Raw genomic sequence first — 21,486 nt, forward strand, 5'->3', positions numbered from 1 at the left:
TGTAAGTCGACTTGTGGAGGATCGTCAAGATGCGGCGACCTGCAAGATTCGACATCGCGCGATCGGAGGGTAGTCGTCCGATTGCCGTTTGGATTGACATGTAAAGTGACCTACGGTATCGGTTTCCGATGGTCGCTCGTGGAGGGAGCAGCGCTAGAAACCGCTGAAAACGGAAAAATTGCCAGTTTGATCGGCGAGAGGTGATCAGGATGCGGTGACTGTCCGTATGTGACAGCCGGGCGAGATGGATCGGCTTCGCGCTGCCGCAAATCTTGGCGGTGCAGCCCTGCCGGGGCACACATACTAGCGTCCACTGCTCTATCAGGACAGTGCATGCTTCACTTGATGGCCAGGTTGGGGGTGCGGGTGCAGGTGCGGCCCGAGCCGGGCTCGGCCGTGTGACGCTCATCGTCCCGGGGGGCATCGCGACGCTCGGTGCGCTGGCCGGGCTGCCGACACGGCTGGAAGGCGACCGCCCCGCGGGGGATCCGGCCGGCCTCCCGGTCGGCTTATCCCAGGACGAACAGGACCAGGTCGACCCAGGCGTGGGCCAGCGGCGCTCCAGCGACCACGCGGGTGCCGTCCTCCACGGTCAGAGCGAGCGCCTTCCCCTGAGGCTCGGGTCTTGTGCCTGGTCGGCGTATGGACTCGTCAAGGACATTTCTCGAGGGTGGATCCGGTCATTCATCGCCATATCGGGCGACGAAGTGCGAGGTCTTCCCGTCGGGGTCGAGCCGGCGGGCCACCAGGTAACCGGCGCCCATCCAGCCCCGGCGGGTCCACTTCCCGAAGGAGAGCCGGGTGCCCGGCGAGCCGGAGGCGGCGGGGAGCATCTTGACCCGCTCCAGTGCCTCCTTGACCCCCCGCGGCGACAGTGGCCGGGCGTTGACCAGCGCGTCCAGGAAGCAGACCGCGGCGTCCCGGACGACCACCGGCGCGAAGTACTCCGGCCGGCGGCCGTAGACCTCCTCGAACCGGTCCAGGAACTTCTGGCCGACCTTGTTCGCCTCGTCGTACTGCTCGAGACCGATCCAGCCCAGCACCGGCTCCCACAGATCCGGCACCGCGTAGGCGTCCTCGAGTGCGGTGCCGGTATAGCGGGGCGGGTCCCAGTCGAGCTTGCGCAGCGCGGCGTTGACGCCCCACAGGCCCATCCCGAAGCCGCAGAGCGCGAGCGTGGTCGCGCCCGCGTCGCGGATCCGGGTCACCTGGTCGGTGACGTCCCGGCCGACCTGGGCGATCGACTCCTCGGCGACGATCTGCAACCCCTCGTCCCGGCAGGCTTTGCGGAAGCCGGCGAGGTGCTCCGCGCCGGTCTGGGACCGCTCGACGAGCACCCCGACCCGCTCGTGGCCGCCGCGGCGCATCAGCTCGGCCCAGATGATCGGCTCGTCGGTCATCGACCCGTTGGGCAGCGCGAACGTCCACTCCCCGAGACCCTCGTCGGAGCCGTACAGGCCGATCGACGGAACCCGGAACCGTTCCTCGATCGCCTCCTTGACCGGCAGGATGTTCTCGGACACGTGCGGCCCGAACACGGCGAGACAGCCCTCGTCGCACAGCTCGCCGTACGCGTCGATGACCGCCTTGACCGATCCGCGCGGCAGGCCGTCGACCTCCTTGAAGATCACCTGGACCGGGCGGTCGAGGACACCCTGCGCATAGGCGTCGTTGAATACCAGCTCGAACGGTTCCCGCAGGTCACTGCGGGTGTCCAGCTCCATCACGTCCGGGAACCGGGTGTCGAGCAGCCAGCCGATCCTGATCGGCTCGGCGATGCGGCTGTTGACCACGTCGTCTTCCTTTGGTCTGGCGGTCGGAACGTCCTGGCTGGCGACCGGGTCAGATGTTCAGGTACACGTTCTTGTAGGAGAGGAACTCCTCGATACCGAGCCGGCTGCCCTGGCGGCCGTAACCGCTGTCCTTCACCCCGCCGAACGGCGAGGCCGGTGAGACCGGTCCGGGGCCGGAGGAGTTGATGTGCACGCTGCCGGCCCGTAGCGAGTCGATGAGACGGCGGGCGCGCCGCATGTCCTGGGTGTGGGCGTAGGCCACCAGGCCGAAGCTGGTGGCGTTCGCCAACGCGACCGCCTCGTCCTCGTCGTCGAACGGGATGACGCACAGCACCGGGCCGAAGAGCTCGGTCTGCGCGATGGGTGCCGCGTTGTCGACGTCGACGAGCAGCGTCGGCTCGACGAAGTAGCCGTTCGCGAGCTCACCACCGATGCGCCCGCCGCCCAGGTGGACGCGGGCCGCGCCACTCTCCTTGGCGTCGCTGACGAGGCCGGTGATGCGGCGTACGGAGCCCTCGCTGATGACCGGGCCCATGGTCACCCCGGGGGTGAACGGGTCGCCGGCGACGACGCCGCTCGCGATCCGGGCGACCTCCTCGATGGCCCGGTCGTACAAGGCGCGCTGGACGAGCAGGCGGGTCGGCATCGAGCATCCCTGCCCGGCGCTGTTGGTGAACCGGGCGGCGCCGGGAAGCACGGCGTCGAGGTCCGCGTCCGCGAAGACGATGTTCGCCGACTTGCCGCCGAGCTCCATCACCAACGGCTTGACGTTCTGCGCGGCAGCCTCCTGCAGCCGGCGCCCGGTCTCCGTGCTGCCGGTGAAGCTCACCTTGTCGATGCCCGGGTGCCGCACCAGCGCCTGGCTGACCTCGGGGCCGCCGCCCACGATGTTGACGACGCCCGGGGGGATGCCCGCCTCCAGGCACCAGCGGGCGAACGAGACCGAGGAGAACGGGCCCAGCTCCGGTGGCTTGACCACCAGGGTGCAGCCGGCGGCCAGTGCTGGCGCGCCGGCCATGCCGAAGAACCCGATCGGCCCGTTCGAGGCGACGAACAGGGCGACCACCCCCACCGGCTCGGGGACGGTGAAGTCCAGGCCCCGGAACGGGTACGGGTTGATGCTCTCGCCGGTGAGCTTGTCGGCCCAGCCGGCGTAGTACCGGAACCAGTCGGCCGTGTACGTGGCGACGAACTCGTTGTAGATCGTGCCGCTCTCCAGCGCCGCGATCGTGCCGATCTCCCTGCGGCGCTCGACCATGATGTCGGCCAGCCGCAGCAGCGCGGCGCGGCGGGCATCCGGCGTCCACCGGCGCCATACCTCGAACGCCACCCGCGCGGCGCTCACGGCCTCGTCGACCTCATCGACGGTGGCGACCGGGAACGCCTTGTTCACCCTGCCGGTGGCGGGGTTGTAGTGCTCCATCTCGCCGCCGCTGGACGTGGCGACGAACCGGTCACCCAGGACGAGCCCGGGCTCCAGGAAGCCTGGCCGGTCCTCGGGGGCGGGCACCGTCTGCTCGGTCATCGTGCGGACCGCCCGTTCGCGCGGCCGTGGCGCGCGAACGCCCCGGTCCGCTGCCCGGAAGCGGTCGACCACCCCCACGGGGTGCTCGTTCTGGTGCGGAGATCAGGCACGTCATCCTCCTCGTCGAGCCGACGGGGCTCCGGTACGTCGCCCGCGCGCGGACCGGTCTCCGATCGGCGCCGGAGCTTCAATGGTGTAGTGAACGCTGCACTAGTGTGACAATCGGGCGAGGTGCGGAAGTCGAATATAGGGTGACCAGCCGCTCCACGAACAGACCCAACACGAGGCGACCTGATGCTGGCTGGATGGCGGTTCCGGCCCTGAGGAACCGTCGGCGTCGGTGAGTTGAGACGAGCGGGCGCTGACCTGCTAAGGTAGTGATCACTAGCTTGTTGGTGCTGGCCAAGCGTCCTTCTTGGGCGGGCGTCCTCACTGGCACACGACTGCTACCCGACTCCGTCCGGTGCGCCGGCAGACGTGGCAGGACTGGTGCGGCCGACGTCGTAGGAGACCGATGTTCTTCGTCCACGAGATCCATTCGCTGATGCCCGCCAGGGCGCCGAAGTACGAGACCCTGCTGCGCGAGATGTGGGGGCCGGCCTTACCAGGCGGGGGTGGCACCCGCCTGGTGTGGTGCGTGCGGTCCGTGCCGGGCTCGCACACGCTCCCCGAGATCGTGACGCTGACCGCCGTTGCCGACGGGCCCACGCTCGTCGAGCTGGGCGAGCGCACCCGGGCCGGTGATCTCCGCGCCGCCGCCGCCGCCCTTGCGGCGGAACGTGTAGGAATCACCAGGAGGGTGCTCGCGCCGCTGAAGTTCAGCCGTTACGAGCCGGACCTCGCGACGCTGCCGGCGACGCCGGCCGAGCCGTCCGATGGCCTGTACATCCACGACTTCGTCCTGCCTCGCATCGGGATGCAGCGGCCGTACGAGGGCGCCATGGAGCAGGTGTTCCTGCGGGCGCTCGACGTCGAGTACTCGGACTTCGTCATGTGGGGCGGATTCGAGACCGTCGCCGGCGGTGGCGAGGTCCCCGAGAATCTGATGATCACCCAGATCCAGAACCCCGCCGCCGGGACCCAGCTTCTCAGCCACGGCAATCCCCGTGAATCGATCAAACCCGGCAGCTGGCTGCACGATTCGCTGAAGCTGCGCGACACCTGGACGTCACGGCTGGTGCGGACGCTGCCGTGGTCGCCGACGGCCTGAGCCGCGGCCGGGCTGGTGCCACCGCGGCGCCGGCCCGGCGCGGCGACCTGACGCGCACGTTGCAGCTACCCAGCCAGCCTGACTGCGGGGGATGAATCCGGTGCTGTTCCTACACGACGTCCACGCCGTGATCGGCGAGCGGGAGTTCGACTTCGAGGACGCGGTCCGTGACGAGTACGGGCCCGCCGTCGCCGAGGACGGGGCCAGGTTGCTCTGGTACCTGCATGCCACCCATGGCGCGGGCGAGGCATACAAGATCATTACTGTCACCGCGGTGCCGGACGGTGCCGCCTGGGAGCGGCTGGTCCACCGGTTGCGCCGTGGCGATCTCGCGGACTGGAGCGCCCGGGTCGACGCCATGCGGTACGGGTCGACGAGCTCGCTGCTCGTGCAGACCGACTGGTCCCCGCTCGGCGCGATCGACCTCGACGAGGTGCCCGGCGCCGCCGGTCCCGAGCGCGAGGTGGTGGTCCTGCGCGAGGACACGGTCCGGGGAGTCGACCTGCTTGAGTCACCGGTGCCTGCCCACGCCGGAGATACCGGCGGTGACGACGTTCTGAGCTGCGTCGCCGCGTTCACGCCCGCGCTCGGCGCGGACGGGTCGCTGCGCGTCCTCTACCGGGTGGCACCGCGGGAGCAGTGGACGGCGGCCTTCGGTGCGGACCACGGCTGGGGCGACTGGTCCGGATCAGTCACACCCGCGCTGCCCGAGGGCGCGTGCCTGACAAGTCGGATGTTGCGGACCACGTCGTGGTCCCCGCTGGCATGAGGAGGGTGGAGCAGTGACTGCAGCCCACGAGGAGCTGCTMGGCCATGTCGCCGACCCGCGCTTCCACGAGCTGCCCCGCGCCGAGCTCGAACCGCTGTGGCTCGAGGCGGCGGGCGAGCGGCTCGCCGTGCAGCGCGAGCGTATCCCCGTGCTGGGAAAGCTCGCGGACGAGCTCGGTATCGACCGGATCAGCTCGTTCCAGGACCTGGTGCCGCTGCTCTTCGCGCACTCGTCCTACAAGTCGTACCCGAAGTCCTTCGTCAACCGGGGCCGGTGGCCGCTGCTGACCCGCTGGCTCGACACGCTCTCGTCGCGGAGGCTCACCGACGTCGACGTCGCGGGCGTGACCGATCAGGAGGGCTGGCTCGGCCGGCTTCATGCCGCGGGCTGTGTGGTGCTCGTCAGCAGCGGTACCACCGGCAAGAGCTCGTTCCTGCCCTCGACCCGCGCGGACAGCGACCTGGCGCTGCGGTCGCTGGTGGCGGCCTTCGGCGAGCAGCGGGGCATCGTGCCGAAGCAGGACCGCGCGGTGTTCGTCCTCGGGCCCAGGTACGGCCCGCACCGGTCCGCGCTGCACTTCCGCACCATCGCGGAGGAGTTCGGACGGCCGGACGCCAGGTTCTTCCTCAGCGAGGAGCCGCTGCAGGCGTCCGATCAGCAGCGGGCGGCGGACCTGCGAAAGCGGATCGCGGCGGGCACCGCCCTGCCGAACGAGATCGCGGAGCTGGAGCGGAGCGCGGCGGCGAACCAGCGCCTGGCGGCCGAACGGCTCGACGCCCTGATCGACAGGCTCATCGCGCACCGCAGGGAATCGATGATCATCGGTGGGTTCTGGGCGCAGTACTGGACGATCGTCGAACGGGCGCGGGCCCGCGGCGTGCGACCCGGTGAGTTCCACCCGGAGACGATCGTCACCGGTGGCGGCGGAACCAAGGGCACGGACCTGCCGCCCGACTACGAGACCCAGATCCTCGAGTTCTTCGGCATCCCGCGGGCGAACGTGCAGAGCGGCTACGGGATGTCGGAGCTGTCCGCGGCCGCCTACGAGGTCGCGGGCCGGTACCGGCCGGCGCCGTGGGTGATCCCGCTGATCCTCGACGACAGCGGGACGACCGTGCTGCCCCTGGAGGGGGAGTCGGTGACCGGCCGGTTCGCCTTCCTGGACCTCGCGGTGGAAGGCCGGTGGGGCGGCGTCGTCACCGGCGACCGCGTGACGGTGGATCTGACGACCCCGAACCTCAGCGTCGTCCCCGGCAGCATCGTCCGCTACAGCCTGGCCGAGGGCGGAGACGACAAGCTCACCTGCGCCGGCACGGTCGACGCCTATGTACGTGGAGTGATGGCATCATGACCGACGTTGCGCGGCTCGACGTTCCGCACGTCGTCCGGGGGCGGACCCTGGTCCCCGGCGGGGACGCCGGCACGGTCGACTTCCCCGACTTCAGGACACCGGCGCTCGATCTCGACGCGCTGGTGTGGCCGCGGGCGGAGCCGGGCCCGGCGTTCGACCTGCCGGTCGCCGAGATCATCGACTTCCTCGCCGCCGTCGGTGACCGCCTCGACCTCGACACCAACCCGTACCTGCAGTACGCGCTCGAGCAGAGCGTGGCGTGCAGCTCGCTGGGCCCCCGCATCCTCGAACGGACCTATCGGGACCTGAAGCATCTCTTCGACCCGAAGACGGCGTGGTTCCAGGTCGATCAGGAGATCGGCCGGGAGGCGCTGGACGGCTGGAAGGAGGTCGTCGACCTCCAGGGCCGCGTCCGCCGGGTGCGGGCGTTCCCGCCCCGGCTCGTCCACGTCCTCGCCGGGAACACCCCGGGGGTCACCGCCGCCACGGTGGTCCGCGGCGCCCTCTGCAAGGGGGTGCACCTGCTGAAACTGCCGTCGAACGACCTGTTCACCGGCAGTGCCGTCCTGCGGACCCTGGCGGATGTCGATCCCGGCCACCCGGTGACCCGATCGTTCTCCTGTGTGTACTGGCGGGGCGGCGACGCCACGGTCGAGAGCGCGCTGTTCCGCGCCCAGTACTTCGACCGACTGGTTGCCTGGGGCGGTGACGCCGCCATCCGCAACGCCATCGGCTACGTCGCCCCCGGCTTCGAGCTGGTGTCGTTCGACCCCAAGGTCTCGATCTCGCTGCTCGGCCGGGAGGCACTCGGCTCCGAGGAGGTGCGGCACTCCTCGGCCGCCGCCGCGGCGGAGGACACCAGCCTGTTCAACCAGGAGGTCTGCGCCGCCAGCCGGTTCATCTACGCCGAGGACGACGCGGACGGCGGCCTCGCCGCCTGGTGCGCCGACCTCGCCAGGGCGCTGGCCACCGAGCGGACCTACGCCGACGCCGTCGTCCCCAACCTGCCCGCGGACATCCGGGCCGAGGTCGAGGTGCTGCGCACGATGTCGCCGGACTACGAGGTCTTCGGCGCCGAGGACGGCAGCGGCCTCGTCGTACTGTCCGACGACCCGGTGGACTTCCATCCGAGTGGCAAGACGGTCAACGTCGTACGGGTTCCCTCACTCGACGCCGCGCTCGACCAGGTGAACGTCGCGACGCAGACCATCGGGATCTACCCGGCGGCCCGGGCCGAGGCGCTGCGGGACCGGCTCGCCTCCCGGGGCATGCAACGCCTCGTTCCGCTGGGCGAGGTTGTGGACGTCGCCGCCGGGCTGCCGCATGACGGTTTCTACCCGCTCGCGCGGTTCGTGAAATGGCTCGTCGATGACTGCTGATCTTCCAGTCCGGGAGGGACTTGTGTCCGAGAAGACCGTCGGGGCTGGCCTCACGCCGCTGGCCGTGGATCCGGAGGAGCGGGCCGCCGCGTTCCGGGAGCTGCGCGACACCGGTGGTGTCGTGCCCTTCCCCGGCCTGAACGGCGTGCTCGCGGCCGTGTCCCACGCGTCGGTCGACCTCGGCCTGCGCAGCGTCGAGAACTTCTCGGGCAGCGCGGGCGCGGACAACATTCCCGAAGAGGACAAGAACATCGCGGCGCTCGTCGAGCCGCGGCACGGCAAGGTCCGCCGGATCATCAACTCGGTCGTCGCGGTCCACCGCAGCCAGAAGATCGAGCCGTACCTGCGGGACCTGAGCACGAAGCTGGTGGAGCAGATGCTCGCCGAGGCCCGCGAGACGGGCGCGGCCGGTGTCGACTTCGCCGCCCACATCGCCGAGCCGATCCCGCCGGCCGCCATGGCCCGGCTGTTCGGGTTCCCGGAAGAGGACTCGATGGCCTACTACGGCTGGATCCGGGAGAGCGGCAGGCGGTTCCAGGAGGCGGCGGCGACGGGGAGGAGCATCTCCATCTCCGACAGCTCGGGCTCGCTCAGCGGCTACGTCCAGGCGCGTATCGACGAGCGGCTGGCGGTGCCCCGCGACGAGTGGCCCAACGACGCGCTGACCCGTTTCCTGGTCACCGAGGTGGAGGGCGAGACTCTTACCCCCCGCAACATCAGGGCTCAGATCATGTTCATGATCGGCGCCGGCAGTGACACCACGCGTAACACCCTGGGCAGCCTGATCTACCGGCTGGGCCTGGACCCCGAGGCCTACGCGGAACTGCGCCGCGATCCGGCGCTGATCGACGCGGCCATCGAGGAGGCGCTGCGGATCGACGCGCCCGCGCAGTGGATGGTGCGCACCTGCTCCGACCCGATGGAGCTGGACGGCCGGCAGGTGGAGGCCGGGCAGAAGGTGTTCATGTGCATCGGCTCGGCGAACCGGGACGAGAGCAAGCACGAGAACCCGAACGAGTTCCGTCTCGACCGGGCGGACAGGTCGCACCTCGCCTTCGGCTCGGGTCCGCACATCTGCCCCGGCGCGGGCCTCGCCCGCATGGAGATGCGGGCCGCCATGCGGGCCTTCACCGCGCGGGTCGCCAGATACCACCTGGTGGATCCGGAGCACTACGACGCGGTTCCCACGGCGATGCTGCAGGGTCCGCACACGGTGCTGATCGTCATCGACGAGGAGATCGCGCCCGCCGACGAGACGGCGAGTGCGGCGGCGGACGCATGAGGTCGCGACCGGCTCGGCGGCAGGTTCGGGAAGTCGCAGCAGGAGGATGGGCATGACGTTGCTCGCAGGCCGGACGGTCGTCGTCACCGGCGCCGGGGCCGGCATCGGCCGGGCCATCGCAGCGCTGTTCGCCCAGGAAGGCGCCAACGTCGTCTGCGTCGACCTGCAGCGCGAGCGGGCCGAAGGGGCCTCGGCAGTCATCGCAGCGGCAGGCGGCACCGCCATCCCCGCCGCCTGCGACGTGGCCGATCCCGACCAGGTCGCCGCCGTGGTCGCCACCGCCGTCGCGACCTACGGCCGCCTCGATGTCATGGTGAACAACGCGGGCATCGCCTCCCCCCGCTCCGGCATGACCATCGAGGATCACACGGTCAAGGACTTCGACCACCTTGTCGCGGTCAACGGCCGGGGTGTGTTCAACGGCTGCAAGGAGGCCGTGCGCCAGTTCAAGGAGCAGGGCGGCGGCGGCGTCATCGTCAACACTGGCTCCATCGCCGGCATGATCTCCTGGGGTGGTGTCGTCTACGGTGCCACCAAGGGGCTCGTCAACCAGCTCACCCGGGCGCTGGCGGCGGAGGTCGCGCCGCACAAGATCCGTGTCAACGCCATCTGCCCCGGGGGTATCTGGACCAACCTCGCGTTCGCCGAGGGCGAGGAGTTCCGCCCACCCGACGAGGCCGAAGCCGAGGTGCTGCGGTCACTGCACCCGATCGGCGAGATCATCACCCCGGAGGACTGCGCGCGGGCCGCGCTCTACCTGGCCTGCGACCTGTCGACGAACGTCACCGGCATCCTCCTGCCCGTCGACGGCGGATACCTCACGAAGTAGGCGTGGTAGATGAGGGTCGTGGCGGCCACCTGTCCGACGGGTGGCCGCCACGACCCTTCATGCGTTGCGGTGCAGCCGGCCGTGCATCGAGGTCTGGGTGAGCTCCTCGACGATCGCCCGCCGTGACGGCCTGCGCTTCCCGTAGAACGACTCCCCGAAAACAGCCATACCGGCGACCATGGCGAGCGTCGCCCGGGTCGCCAGGTCGTGACGAGGCATCGCCTTGCCCTGCCGGCGGATCGTCTCCTCACTACCGATCTTGACGAGCTCGCGCATCGCCTTGTCGATCTCGGCCATGCCGATGCTCGCCCACTCGTCGTCCCGGGGCAGGTTGTCGGCCCACAGCATCAGGACCAGGCTCCGGTTCTGCCGGAACAGGTCGTACAGGCCGCCGTTGAGCTGACGCGCGAAGGACTCGTCGTCGAGGGCGTCCATCTCACCGGAGCGCCACCGGTGGCTGAAGTCCTGGATGAACTCGACGAACGGCAGGGCGAGCGCTTCCCGGAACAGGCCCGCCTTCGACCCGAAGTGCCGGAACAGGAGAGTCTCCGACACCCCAGCGTGCTCTGCTATCTCACGGGTGCTGATAACCGCGTAGCCCTGCGTCGAGAACAGCTCCCGGGCGGCCGCGAGGAGCAGGCGCCGCGGCTCACCACGACGACGCCGGGTGGCCTTGGGGCTCTCCGCCGAGGGCGGCAGCGTCACGGCGGCATCCTCGTTCCTGGGCATGGTGCTGGCCTGCGCACGGCCCGCCGACCGCCTGCCGACCCCGACCGGCTCGCGATTCATGCGGACAGTCCCATGCATCGCCCTCGTGGGTCCGTGGCCGGTGAACCCGCGCGCCGAAACGGATTCTCTCGGCCGCTGGAGCACTCGCGGCGAATCCACTCACCGTCGGCGCGAGGCCAACCGGGTCGGCCGGTCGAACGTCCCTTTGGCACTTCCCTCTCCTGCCACGGCTTCGCTTGCTCGGTTCATCGTACGTAGCGGACGCCGGTCGGACGCGTGACCGCACCCCACCATCCCACGACACCGCACCGGGACCCGGTCCACGAGCCCGCAGCGCCGCTCCCACTGACCGAGACCGCGTCGCACAGCACTCCGGCGGAATACTCACGCGACGCCGACTGTCCGATCCGCCAGAATCCTCGCCATGTTCCTGACGGTGTCGACGACCTACCAGCCAGCGACCGATCTGGGCTTCCTGCTGCACAAGCACCCCGACCGGGTTCATCGCTTCGACACGGCGGCCGGTCAGGCGCACGTCTTCTATCCCGAGGCGACCGACGCGCGCTGCACCGCGGCACTGCTGCTGGAGGTCGACCCGGTGGGACTGGTGCGGGGAGGCTCGCGATCCGCCGGCCGTCGGGGGCAGGCCGGCGGCGGCCGGGACACCGCCGGCGCGCACTACGTGGACGATCGGCCGTACGCGGCGTCCAGCCTGCTCGCGGTCGCGATGGCGGCCGTCTTCTCGACGGCGATGGCAGGCCGCTGCCGGGCCCGGCCGGAGCTGGTCACGACGCCGCTGCCGCTGGGCATCCGGCTTCCGTCGCTGCCGTGCCGCGGTGGCGGCGCCGACCTCGTCCGGCGGCTGTTCGAACCGCTGGGCTGGCAGGTCGAGGCGACCCCGCTACCGCTCGACCCGAACTTCCCGGACTGGGGCGACGCGCCGCATCACGACGTCACGCTGACCGGCACCGCCCTGCTGGCGGACGCCCTCACCCAGATCTACGTCCTCCTGCCCGTGCTCGACGACGCCAAGCACTACCACGTCGGCCGGGACGAGATCGACAAGCTCGTCCGTGAAGGTGCCCGCTGGCTGCCCGGCCACCCGGAGCAGCGGCTGATCGCACGCCGCTACCTCGCCCACCGCTCCGGCCTGGCGACGGCGGCGCTGACGCAGCTGTCCGTGGCTGAGGACCTCACCGCCGAGGGCATCCCCGACGGCTTCGAACCGGGACGGCTCACCTCCGACGCGACGGAACCAGATCCGGCCGTGGACGCGGAACCCGACGGCACCGGGAACCCGGAACCGGCGGCGGAAGCGGAAGCTGGCCCGGTCGAGACGGCGGAACCGGGCCTGAGCCCGGGGTTGAGACAGGGGCTGAGCGCGGCGGCCGGGTCCGGCACCGACGCGGTGAACAGCGGCGACGCGCCGGCGCCGGCGCCGGCGCTGACTCTGGCGGAGCAGCGGCGCCGCGCGATCCTGGCCGAGCTGCGGGCGGCCGGCGCGCGCCGCGTCGCCGACGTCGGCTGCGGTGCCGGCCGGCTGGTGGCCCGTCTGGTCGCCGACCGGGCCTTCACCGAGATCGTCGCGGTCGACGTCTCCCACCGCGCGCTCGAGCTCACCGCCCGCAGACTGCACGTCGAGCAGATGTCCGACCGCGACCGCGAACGGGTCCGCCTGGTCGTCTCCTCGCTGGTGTACCGGGACGACCGCCTCACCGGGCTGGACGCGATCGTGCTCTCCGAGGTGGTCGAGCACGTCGACCCGCCCCGGCTGCCGGTGCTCGCCGACGTCCTGCTCGGGCATGCGCGGCCCGGGACCCTTCTCATCACCACCCCGAACCGGGAGTACAACGTGCGCTACGAGGGACTGCCCCCCGGCGATCTGCGGCATCGGGACCATCGCTTCGAGTGGACCCGCGCCGAGTTCACCGCCTGGATCGACGACCTCGTGGCCGGCTACCCGTACCGCGCCAGGATCGGCGGCATCGGTGCCGACGACCCCGAGGTCGGCCAGCCGACCCAGCTCGCGGTCCTGGAGCTGGCGGCGCCGGCGCGGGAGGTGAACCGATGAGCGAGGCGAGCCAGCTCCCGTCCGAGCCGCTGAACGAGACGCCGATAGAGACGCCGATCGAGCCGCTGGCGATTCCCAACCCGAGTCTCGTCGTGCTGGTGGGGGTGACCGGCTCCGGCAAGTCGACGTTCGCGCGCCGGCACTTCCTGCCGACCCAGGTGCTGTCGTCGGACTTCTGCCGTGGTCTCGTCGCCGACGACGAGAACGACCAGTCCGCGACGGCGGACGCGTTCGACGTCCTGAACTTCATCGCCGCCCGCCGGCTCACCGCCGGGCGCCTGACCGTCGTGGACGCGACCAACGTGCAGCGGACGTCGCGCGCCCGCCTGGTGGAGCTGGCCAGAGCGCACGACGTGCTGCCCGTCGCCATCGTGCTCGACGTGCCGGAGTCGGTCTGCGTCGCGCGCAACGCGGACCGACCGGACCGGGCCTTCGGCGCGCACGTCGTCCGCCGCCAGCACGGCGAGCTGCGCCGGTCCCTGCGCGGGCTGGCCCGCGAGGGCTTCCGTCGCGTGCACGTCCTGCGCTCCGAGGCGGAGATCGCCGCCGCGACGATCGAGTACACCCCGCTGCTCAACGACCGCCGCGAGCTCACCGGCCCGTTCGACGTGATCGGTGACGTGCACGGCTGCCGCGACGAGCTGGAGGCGTTGCTGACCCGGCTGGGCTACCAGCTGCGCCGCGACGACGAGGGCCGCGCGGTCGGCGGTACCCACTCGGAAGGCCGGCGCGTCATCTTCCTCGGCGACCTGGTGGACCGTGGACCCGACACGCCCGGGGTGCTGCGGCTGGCGATGGGCATGGTCGCCGCCGGTGAGGCGTTCGCGGTGCCGGGCAACCACGAGAACAAGCTCGTCCGTGCCCTGCGCGGCCGGCAGGTGCGGATCGGGCACGGTCTCGCCGAGTCACTGGCGCAGCTCGGCCGGGAGACACCCGAGTTCCGTACCGAGGTCGAACGGTTCTGCGACGGGCTGGTCTCGCATCTCGTCCTCGACGGCGGACGTCTCGTCGTCGCGCACGCCGGGCTGAAGGAGGCATACCAGGGCCGGGCCTCCGGCCGGGTGCGGTCGTTCGCGCTCTACGGGGACACCACCGGCGAGAGCGACGAGTACGGGCTGCCGGTGCGCTACCCGTGGGCCCGCGACTACCGGGGGAAGGCGATGGTGCTCTACGGCCACACCCCCGTCCCCGAGCCGCGGTGGGAGAACAACACCCTGTGCCTCGACACCGGGTGTGTGTTCGGTGGACGTCTCACCGCGCTGCGCTACCCGGAGCGGGAACTGGTGTCCGTGCCGGCGGCCCGCGAGTACTTCGAGCCGCGACGCCCGCTGGCGGAGGACCCCGCGGAGCACCCCGCGGAACAGCCCGCCGAGCGACCGGCGGAGGGACCTGCGACGCGGCCCGAGGAAGCACCGGCGTCCGTCGGCGACGGCGCCGTCGACCCGCCCGCTGTCGGGGCCTCCGGCACCGGTGCGGCCACGCTGATCATCGACACCGGCGCCTCGGGCGACGGCACCACCGGCCCGACGGCGCGCCCTGACACGCTTCACGTCAACGACGTCCTCGGCCGCCGGTTCGTCGAGACGCGCCACGGCGGCCGCGTGCGGATCGAGGAGCAGAACGCGCTCGCGGCGCTGGAGGTGATGAGCCGCTTCGCCGTCGACCCGCGCTGGCTCGTCTACCTTCCGCCGACGATGAGCCCGCCGCCGACCACGACCCTGCCGGGCCTGCTCGAACATCCGGTGGAGGCCTTCGAGGCCTACCGTGCGGACGGTGTCGAGGATCTTCTGTGCGAGCAGAAGCACATGGGTTCGCGGGCCGTGGTCGTCGTCTGCCGGGATGCCGCCACCGCCCGCGGGCGATTCGGCGCGCCCGACGGGGTCACCGGCGCGGTCTACACCCGGACCGGCCGGCCGTTCCTCGCCCCGGACCTGACCGAGGCGCTGCTGGCCCGGCTCCGGGCGGCGATGACCACCAGTGGCCTGTGGGACGAGCTGGCGGCCGGCTGGGCGGTGTTCGACGGGGAGATCATGCCGTGGAGCGCCAAGGCCCACGCCCTGATCCGGCGCCAGTACGCGGCCACCGGCGCGGCGGCCCGCGCTGTCCTCCCGGTCGCCGTCGACGCCCTGGCCCGGGCCGTCGGTCGCGGTGTCGACGTCGCGGACCTGCTGGAACGCACCCGCGGCCGGGCGGCCAACGCGGACGCGTTCACGGCGGCGTACCAGCCGTACTGCTGGCCCGTCGACGGCCTGGCCGGCCTGCGGTTCGCGCCGTTCATGCTGCTGGCAGCCGGGGGAGCCCCGCCGACCAGCCACGCGGGTCCGGCCGCGGGCGTGGGAGCCCACGCCGGGGACGGGCAGACCGCGACGACCTACCTGGACCGGGACAACCTGTGGCATCTGGCGGTGGCGGACCGCCTCGCCGCCGCCGATCCGGACCTGCTGGCCACCACCGCTCGGATCCGGGTCGACCCGGCCGACCCGGAGTCGGTGGCCGCCGGAACACGGTGGTGGGAGGAGCTGACCGCCGCCGGCGGCGAGGGCATGGTGGTCAAGCCGTTCGCGGGCCTGGCGCGGGGGAAACGAGGGCTGGCCCTGGCCGGCGTGAAGGTGCGGGGCCGGGAGTACCTGCGCATCATCTACGGCGGCGACTACACCGAGGCGGTGCACCTGGACCGGCTGCGCGAGCGGGGGCTGGGCCGCAAACGCTCCCTGGCGTTCCGCGAGTACGCGCTGGGCTTGGAGGCACTCGAACGGACCGCGGCCGGGGAGCCGTTGTGGCGGGTCCACGAATGTGTGTTCGCGGTGCTGGCCCTGGAGTCCGAGCCGGTCGACCCGCGGCTGTAGGCGTGAGGAAGGCGTTGTTGCGTTTTCCTGACCCCGGGCGAACTGCTCGCCCGGGGTCAGGGCAGTCAGGCGTTACGGCAGGACGTCATAGGAGTACCAGGCGCTGGCATCGAGTACCTGCCCTGGCCTGAACGACGTGCCGAGCAGGGCAATCATGTCGTCGTCGATCCGATGGCCCACCGGCGCTCCCGGCACGTCCTGCCCGGGCTCGTAGGTCCGGCCGTGGCGGGTCATCCAGGACTCCCAGATCCGGTCCACGTTGCAGTGGTTCAGGAAGAAGACCGGGTCGTTCGGGGAGGTGCCGGGCAGCATGTCGCCGCCCACCCAGACGTGCACGCGATTGTGCATTCGGGGCCCGTTCACCCAGCCCTCGACGAGGTTGCGATGAGAGACGACCGAGATATCCCACGGATCACGGTCGTAACGATCGCTGTTGAGCGCGGCCCGCACGTCGGAGGACCVGGGGAGGGTGCCGACCTGGGTGCCGGCCGCGCGCGCGATCGGCCGGGGTGGAACGGACCAGAGGCCGTCGTCACGCTCTTCGATCCGGACGATGTGGGCGGCGAGCGGGCCCGTCGTGACGGAGCCCCGCGGCGGGCCCAGGAACTTGTCGGTCCAGAGGACATGGTTGAGCTGCTGGTCGGGGGTCAGATCACCGCCGGCCACGGCCCAGTCCCAGTAGGGCAGGCCGGCGTCGGCCACGCCGCTGTGCCGTTGGAGCTGCTGTTCCAGCCGCAGGAGGTACATCCGGTGCCACGGCAGGAACACCGGGCCGCCATGGGCCCGATTGCGCATGGCGGTTTCGGGTGACGTCGTCAGCTGCATGGAGGCCCAGTGCCAGATGACGAACAGATCCCACACCGACAGTCGCTGCTCGATTCCGTGCATGCGGAACCCGGGGATCACCCGCGCGAGTACCTGACTCGCGGAGCGGGCGGTGACCGAGGTGAGCTCCGTACTCAGGCCGACGGCCGCGTCAAGGTAGCGCTGTGCCGCGGTGAGGTCGTCGAGGATGTGGGTCCGGACGGCGGTCACCGGTGGCCTTCGTCCGCACGCTGATCTCCATGGGCACTTTCGGTGTGCCCGTGAGGTCCGTGTTCTGGCTGCTCGGGCCCGTGTTCGGCCGCCAGTTCGTCAGGGACGGCCGGCTTCTCCCAGAGACTGGTGTCGATGATGGTTTTCACCACGTCGACGGCGGAGTTCGGTGCGTACTGCGGGAACCGGTGGTAGTGAACCTCCCCCGAGGGGAGCGCCTCGACATGGCCGACCAGGGGTTTTCCGTCGATCGTGATGCGGTAGGTGGTCTCGATCCTCGCCTGATGACCCTTGTATTCGAAGTCGCGCACGCTCGTCGACGTTCCGGTTCCGTGGCTGTGCGGTGTTACCTCGACACCGCGCAGACCCTCCGCGGAAAGAAAGTATGTCGCGAGGTCCTCCGCCGAACCGCCGTTTTGCTCGTTCACAGGCGCCTCCTACCTCGATGTCGTCCACATCTCAACAGATGCGAGGAGGCGAACGCAATGCTCGCGCTATACCGGGCCGGTTCGACGCCACTGGTCACTTCGGGTGGAGCCCGGACCCGCCGACCGCCCCTGCATCCCCGCGAGGACACCGTGGGCGGGCCGGCGGCAACACCGTCGCGGGTGACGCGTCCATCCGTGCCCGGTTCGAGCCTGAATTCACCAGTTCGGCTGCGATGTCACCCCCGGTTTCTGCCGCCGGTTGGCGATCAAGGAAATACCGTACCTACGATGGCCGCGATTTGGYAACCTCTCCACCCAGCTCAAGGAGAAATCCGGGGAAATGCATGCCGCGATGCTGAGGTGCGAGCGCTCCAGGGTGCTTCCGGTACTTTTCGTCATCGCGGCGGTCGTGATCGCCGTTTCCTGTGGCGGTGGGGCGGACCCGTCACGGTCCGAGAGCCTGGCAGCGGCCCTGCCCACAGAGCCGACCAGCCTCCCACTTCAGCCGAATGCCCCGGCCGTCGGCGGCGACGTCCAGGCTCCGCTGCAGGACATGGCGCGGCTGCAGATCACCGAGGCGCAGGCGAAGGAGATGGCCGAGGCGTGTCGTGACGCCAGTGAGATCGTGGCCAGCAGCGAATGCACGTCGACGATACGTGACAGTACCGAGAACGCTCCGCCGTGCGCGGCGAAGCAGCTCTGCATCACCGCCGCGAAGGTCGGCGCGCCCGCCGGAACCGCGGGTGGATCCCCGGCGAGCGCCGGCTCGGTGCAGCAGGCCGCCCCGGTGGGCAGCGCACCGCACGGCGAAGCGATGCCGGCGGGCACGGCAGGGGACCAGCAGGTGAGCTACATCATCGCGATCACCGATGAGCGGCCGGGAAGTCCGCTGTGCTCCGATGCCCCCGCCGGTCTCTGTTTTGTTCTTCCGGCCGACGACGAGGCCGCCGCGGACGTGGTCAACAACGCCCGGTTCGCGCAGTCGACGCTCCCTGAGCCGGAGGTGCGGGAATCACGCGATGCTGGGCCGCCGACCTCCCCCGCGGAGTCACCGGAAACCCAGACCGGGAACGAGCGGGAGGTTCCGAACGAGCAGGTGGTTCCCCCGACGCAGGAGCCACCCCCGACCACCGAGCCTGCTTCGGAGCCGCCGCCGGGGCCGGAATCGCCGCCCGTCGATCAGTCGCCGGCCGGCTCGGACGGCGACGAGGGGCAGAGCGATGAGGGGCAGAGCGGTGACCCGTTGCCCGTGCCGACAGGCACCTGAGCGCCATCACCTGAGGCCGATTCGCTGACATGTCTGCTTCTGACGAAGGTTCCCCGCCTGCCGAAGGCCCGCCTCATCCCGACGCGGAATCCGGCCCCGCCGACAATTCCGGAGCCAGCAATTCCGGAGCCGGCAGCTCCGGGGCCCGGCCGGGTACCGGTGGTGCCGTTGAGCCCGCGGGCATGCAGCTGAGCACCGTCCTCGAGCTGATCGGCCGGGTGATCGCGCCGGCCAGCCTGCTGACCGCGATGTTCTATTTCTTTGGATACACCCGCGAGCGGGAGTTCTACCGCCATTTCGGTGTCGATCTCGGAACCGYGGGTTTGTCCACGACCGACTACCTGATCCGCAGCGCGGGGGTGGCGTTCGTCCCACTGGCGGTCCTGGCCGTTGTCGCCGCCGTCGCGATCATCGCCCAGCCGGTGGTGACCGCGGAACTGGCACGCTGCACCGGACGAACCGGTGCCGTCGCCGTAGGCCTGCTGGCAACCGCGGCGGTGGCGCTGATGGGCGTGGCCGTGACCGGCCTGGTGACGCCGGCCAGGGAGATCGGGTCACAACCGTTGGCCGCTCCTATTGCCCTGGGCTGCGCCACGCTGGTCACCGGCTACGGCCTCGCGCTTGTCGAGCGCCATGCGGCCACCCCGGCCGGTATGCGACGGACGCTGGCGGCAGGCCGGGCCACCCGTATCAGCGCACTGGCGATCCTGATCATCATCTCGGTCTTCTGGCTGACCGCGAACATCGGGGCGGATCGCGGACGGGCGGCCGCCGGTGCGCTCGAGCGGACCCTTGTCACGCAGCCACAGGCCATCGTCTTCAGCCGGCAGAAGCTTTACATCAGCGGACGGGGGGTCATGCATGTTCAACTGGATTCCAGCAACTCCCGCTACGCCTTCCGGTACAACGGTCTCCGCGTGCTGCTGCATAACGCGGGGCGGTGGTTTCTGCTGCCCGCCGGCTGGCATCGCGGTGACGGAACAGTTGTGATACTGCCGGACAACGATCCCGATATCCGCGTCGATCTGGCCGCCTGACATCAGCTGGCCCCGCGACAGCCGACGATCCGGCCGACGTGCCGGCGGCAGACCGTCCGCGCGCCGCCAGCCACGCCCGACCCGCCGTGGTGCTGGCACGAGCGACGGCCTCAGACGCGTTGGCGCGGCAGCCTCCCCGGAGCCCCGGCGGGTTCGGGCGGGGCGGTTTCGCTGCCACGGTCCGGGAGCGGGTCCTCGTCGAGTGGCGCCCAGCGGCCCAGCGGGATGGACGCCGGCAGCGGGAGTGCGCCGCGCGCCGTGCGCACCACCCGTGACGCCACGGACAGGGTGAGTGCGATCTCGGCCGGACCTGGACGTAGCCGGACCAGTCGGCCGGCCTGCGCGGTCACGCTCGCGTGTGACGCATCGACGCTCAGCTCCAGGCTGATGGGGATGCTTGCGACCTGGAGATCGCCGACCAGGATCTCGATCGACCGCTCAACCACGGAGGTCAGCGTGTGCGGGCCGAGGACCAACGTCTGAGTGCTCGGCGGCGGGCCAGCGGATGCGCGGGCCGCTGTCCGCGCGCTCTGGGATCCCGCCCAGGCGCGCAGCGCGGCGCCGACGACGTCGATCTGGACGAGGCCGACGATCTCGGCGGCCAGCTCACCGGTCACCTGAGCCACCAGGTCGAGCCCGATCCCGGTCCGGGTCAGGCGGGTCCAGACCTCGGGGAGCTGCTCGGTCAGCAGGTCGTGGAGTTCGGAGACGGCGTCGTCGGCCTGGAACAGCAGAGAGCCTGCGCTGGTGAGCAGGGGACTCGCCGCGTCCGCTGCCGACCCGGTTTCCCCCGCTGGCGAGGCGTCCCCTGCCGACGACGTGTCCCCGGCCGGGCCGGCGGGGTCACCGGCGATCTCGTCGGGGGAGTCCGGACGCGTCGTCGGGGACCCCGGAGAATGACCCGGCCTTCGGGCCGTGGGGTGATCCGGGGTGGACGTCAGGTCCGGATCGGTGGCAGGCATGCAGGTTCTCCTTCGCGGGGTGGGGGTGCAACGGTGAAGATCTGCAGATGGACGCTCGGTAGCCGGCGTTCCTCCGGCGACGTCGCGTCCACTGCGCCAGTGACGGCGTCGCTGATGGTCGTCACCGTCTGCCGCAGGCAGATGGCGACGGGTTCGCCGCGGGTTCCCGAGGGCGTCGCGCCGGTCCTCACAAGGACCGCGCCGGTCCTCACAAGGACTGGGCGCGATGCCAGCGGGATGAGGTCATCCCGGGCCAGGCGTGGCCTACTGGCAACGACCCGAGCCGGTGGGCGGGCTGTCCGCGGCGCGGAGGTCGTCACCGTGCGGTCGGGCCGAAGCAGCAGCCTGGGAGGTTCGAACGCGGGTGTTCGTTCTCGCACCGAGGATCGCGGGACGCGGGTACGGATTTCCAGACGTATCTGCCGGCGCTCTCGATCGCCGTCGAATGGTGATGTCGCGAACAGGCTGGCCCCGGATCGACTCAGGCCTGGTGCGGAAGGCGACTGGTTCGGGAACGGTGTTGGCTTGTCAGGCTTGTCAGGATCGGCTGGACACGGCGCGGAGGATGGCGGCCGCGGCCAAACCGGCGCGATGGGCGGGAAGGCGGGAGAGACGGCGCCGGCCCGCTGCTCGTCGGGAACCGCCGTCGATCCTGACCGCCGCCTCCACAGCAGGACTCCGCTGCCTGCCATCAACAGCCCGACGGTCAGCACCGTCGCCGCCACCAGCGCTGCGCGTGCGGCGGGCCACTCCTCGCTGATGACGATTGGCGATGGCTCGGCCTCGCTGCCTGCGCTGGTACTGGGGCCGGCCGCAGGGCTTCGCGAGTGTGCGTTCTCCACGCCGCGCGGCGGCCTGGGATCCGGCAGGCGGCACAGGCCCCCGGCGGTCCGTGTTGTGCCGGGAGGGCATGCTGGCACGAGCTGTGCGCACACCCCGGACGAGGTCGCGGTGTAGCCCTCGGGACAGCCGG

At 70.9% G+C, this 21,486-nt stretch carries 16 protein-coding genes; 10 read left to right on the forward strand and 6 right to left on the reverse strand.

Going from position 1 to position 21,486, the window contains the following annotated elements; all coding sequences use genetic code 11:
* Window positions 1-680: 680 nt before the first annotated feature.
* Window positions 681-1,793, reverse strand: coding sequence for an ABC transporter substrate-binding protein (locus CcI49_RS19590; protein ID WP_076828366.1), 1,113 nt, complete (start codon window positions 1,791-1,793; stop codon window positions 681-683).
* A gap of 49 nt (window positions 1,794-1,842) precedes the next feature.
* A complete protein-coding gene (locus CcI49_RS19595; RefSeq protein WP_076828599.1) occupies window positions 1,843-3,318 on the reverse strand; it encodes an aldehyde dehydrogenase family protein in 1,476 nt (491 codons plus the stop codon).
* A 514-nt stretch (window positions 3,319-3,832) separates the two neighbouring features.
* Between CcI49_RS19595 and CcI49_RS19600 the strand changes: the two genes are divergently transcribed.
* The 6 genes from CcI49_RS19600 (at window position 3,833) to CcI49_RS19625 (ending at window position 10,138) form a co-directional block, all read left to right on the forward strand.
* On the forward strand, window positions 3,833-4,528 hold the full coding sequence (locus CcI49_RS19600) for a hypothetical protein (RefSeq protein WP_076828368.1): 696 nt from the start codon (window positions 3,833-3,835) through the stop codon (window positions 4,526-4,528).
* A 100-nt stretch (window positions 4,529-4,628) separates the two neighbouring features.
* Window positions 4,629-5,297 (forward strand): hypothetical protein, encoded by a 669-nt coding sequence (locus tag CcI49_RS19605; protein WP_131831136.1) that lies wholly within the window; start codon window positions 4,629-4,631, stop codon window positions 5,295-5,297.
* Between the two features lie 13 nt (window positions 5,298-5,310).
* Entirely contained in the window at window positions 5,311-6,648 is a 1,338-nt protein-coding gene (locus tag CcI49_RS19610) for a hypothetical protein (RefSeq protein ID WP_076828372.1), read from the forward strand.
* Entirely contained in the window at window positions 6,645-8,027 is a 1,383-nt protein-coding gene (locus CcI49_RS19615; RefSeq protein ID WP_076828374.1) for an acyl-CoA reductase, read from the forward strand. Before CcI49_RS19610 ends, CcI49_RS19615 begins: the two co-directional genes overlap by 4 nt.
* Window positions 8,028-8,049: 22 nt before the next feature.
* Window positions 8,050-9,309, forward strand: coding sequence for a cytochrome P450 (locus CcI49_RS19620; RefSeq protein WP_076828376.1), 1,260 nt, complete (start codon window positions 8,050-8,052; stop codon window positions 9,307-9,309).
* A 46-nt stretch (window positions 9,310-9,355) separates the two neighbouring features.
* Complete coding sequence (locus CcI49_RS19625) at window positions 9,356-10,138, forward strand: glucose 1-dehydrogenase (RefSeq protein WP_076828601.1); 783 nt, start codon at window positions 9,356-9,358, stop codon at window positions 10,136-10,138.
* Window positions 10,139-10,195: 57 nt separating this feature from the next.
* Here the strand turns inward: CcI49_RS19625 and CcI49_RS19630 are convergent, their stop codons facing one another.
* Window positions 10,196-10,927 (reverse strand): TetR/AcrR family transcriptional regulator, encoded by a 732-nt coding sequence (locus CcI49_RS19630; RefSeq protein WP_158230786.1) that lies wholly within the window; start codon window positions 10,925-10,927, stop codon window positions 10,196-10,198.
* A 364-nt stretch (window positions 10,928-11,291) separates the two neighbouring features.
* Between CcI49_RS19630 and CcI49_RS19635 the strand changes: the two genes are divergently transcribed.
* Together CcI49_RS19635 and CcI49_RS19640 are read left to right on the forward strand one after the other, a co-directional pair.
* Window positions 11,292-12,938, forward strand: coding sequence for a 3' terminal RNA ribose 2'-O-methyltransferase Hen1 (locus CcI49_RS19635; protein WP_076828378.1), 1,647 nt, complete (start codon window positions 11,292-11,294; stop codon window positions 12,936-12,938).
* Complete coding sequence (locus tag CcI49_RS19640) at window positions 12,935-15,784, forward strand: polynucleotide kinase-phosphatase (RefSeq protein WP_076828381.1); 2,850 nt, start codon at window positions 12,935-12,937, stop codon at window positions 15,782-15,784. Before CcI49_RS19635 ends, CcI49_RS19640 begins: the two co-directional genes overlap by 4 nt.
* 72 nt (window positions 15,785-15,856) lie before the next feature.
* Here CcI49_RS19640 and CcI49_RS19645 read toward each other — a convergent pair whose 3' ends face one another.
* A complete protein-coding gene (locus CcI49_RS19645; protein ID WP_076828383.1) occupies window positions 15,857-16,819 on the reverse strand; it encodes a tyrosinase family protein in 963 nt (320 codons plus the stop codon).
* On the reverse strand, window positions 16,816-17,130 hold the full coding sequence (locus CcI49_RS19650; RefSeq protein ID WP_241840141.1) for a hypothetical protein: 315 nt from the start codon (window positions 17,128-17,130) through the stop codon (window positions 16,816-16,818). The genes CcI49_RS19645 and CcI49_RS19650 overlap by 4 nt, the downstream gene beginning before the upstream one ends.
* Before the next feature lie 457 nt (window positions 17,131-17,587).
* Between CcI49_RS19650 and CcI49_RS19655 the strand changes: the two genes are divergently transcribed.
* Together CcI49_RS19655 and CcI49_RS19660 are read left to right on the forward strand one after the other, a co-directional pair.
* The gene (locus CcI49_RS19655) at window positions 17,588-18,514 is read left to right on the forward strand and encodes a hypothetical protein (RefSeq protein ID WP_076828388.1); all 927 of its coding nucleotides are present in this window, start codon (window positions 17,588-17,590) and stop codon (window positions 18,512-18,514) included.
* A 182-nt stretch (window positions 18,515-18,696) separates the two neighbouring features.
* Window positions 18,697-19,551: a hypothetical protein gene (locus CcI49_RS19660; protein ID WP_076828390.1), complete on the forward strand. Its 855-nt coding sequence runs from the start codon at window positions 18,697-18,699 to the stop codon at window positions 19,549-19,551.
* Between the two features lie 110 nt (window positions 19,552-19,661).
* Here CcI49_RS19660 and CcI49_RS19665 read toward each other — a convergent pair whose 3' ends face one another.
* Window positions 19,662-20,513 carry a hypothetical protein gene (locus CcI49_RS19665; protein WP_076828392.1) on the reverse strand — a complete coding sequence of 284 codons (852 nt, stop codon included), beginning with the start codon at window positions 20,511-20,513 and terminating at the stop codon, window positions 19,662-19,664.
* Between the last annotated feature and the right edge of the window lie 973 nt (window positions 20,514-21,486).

It is taken from the genome of Frankia sp. CcI49, assembly GCF_001983215.1.
In the GTDB taxonomy this organism is placed as follows: Bacteria; Actinomycetota; Actinomycetes; order Frankiales; family Frankiaceae; genus Parafrankia; species Parafrankia irregularis.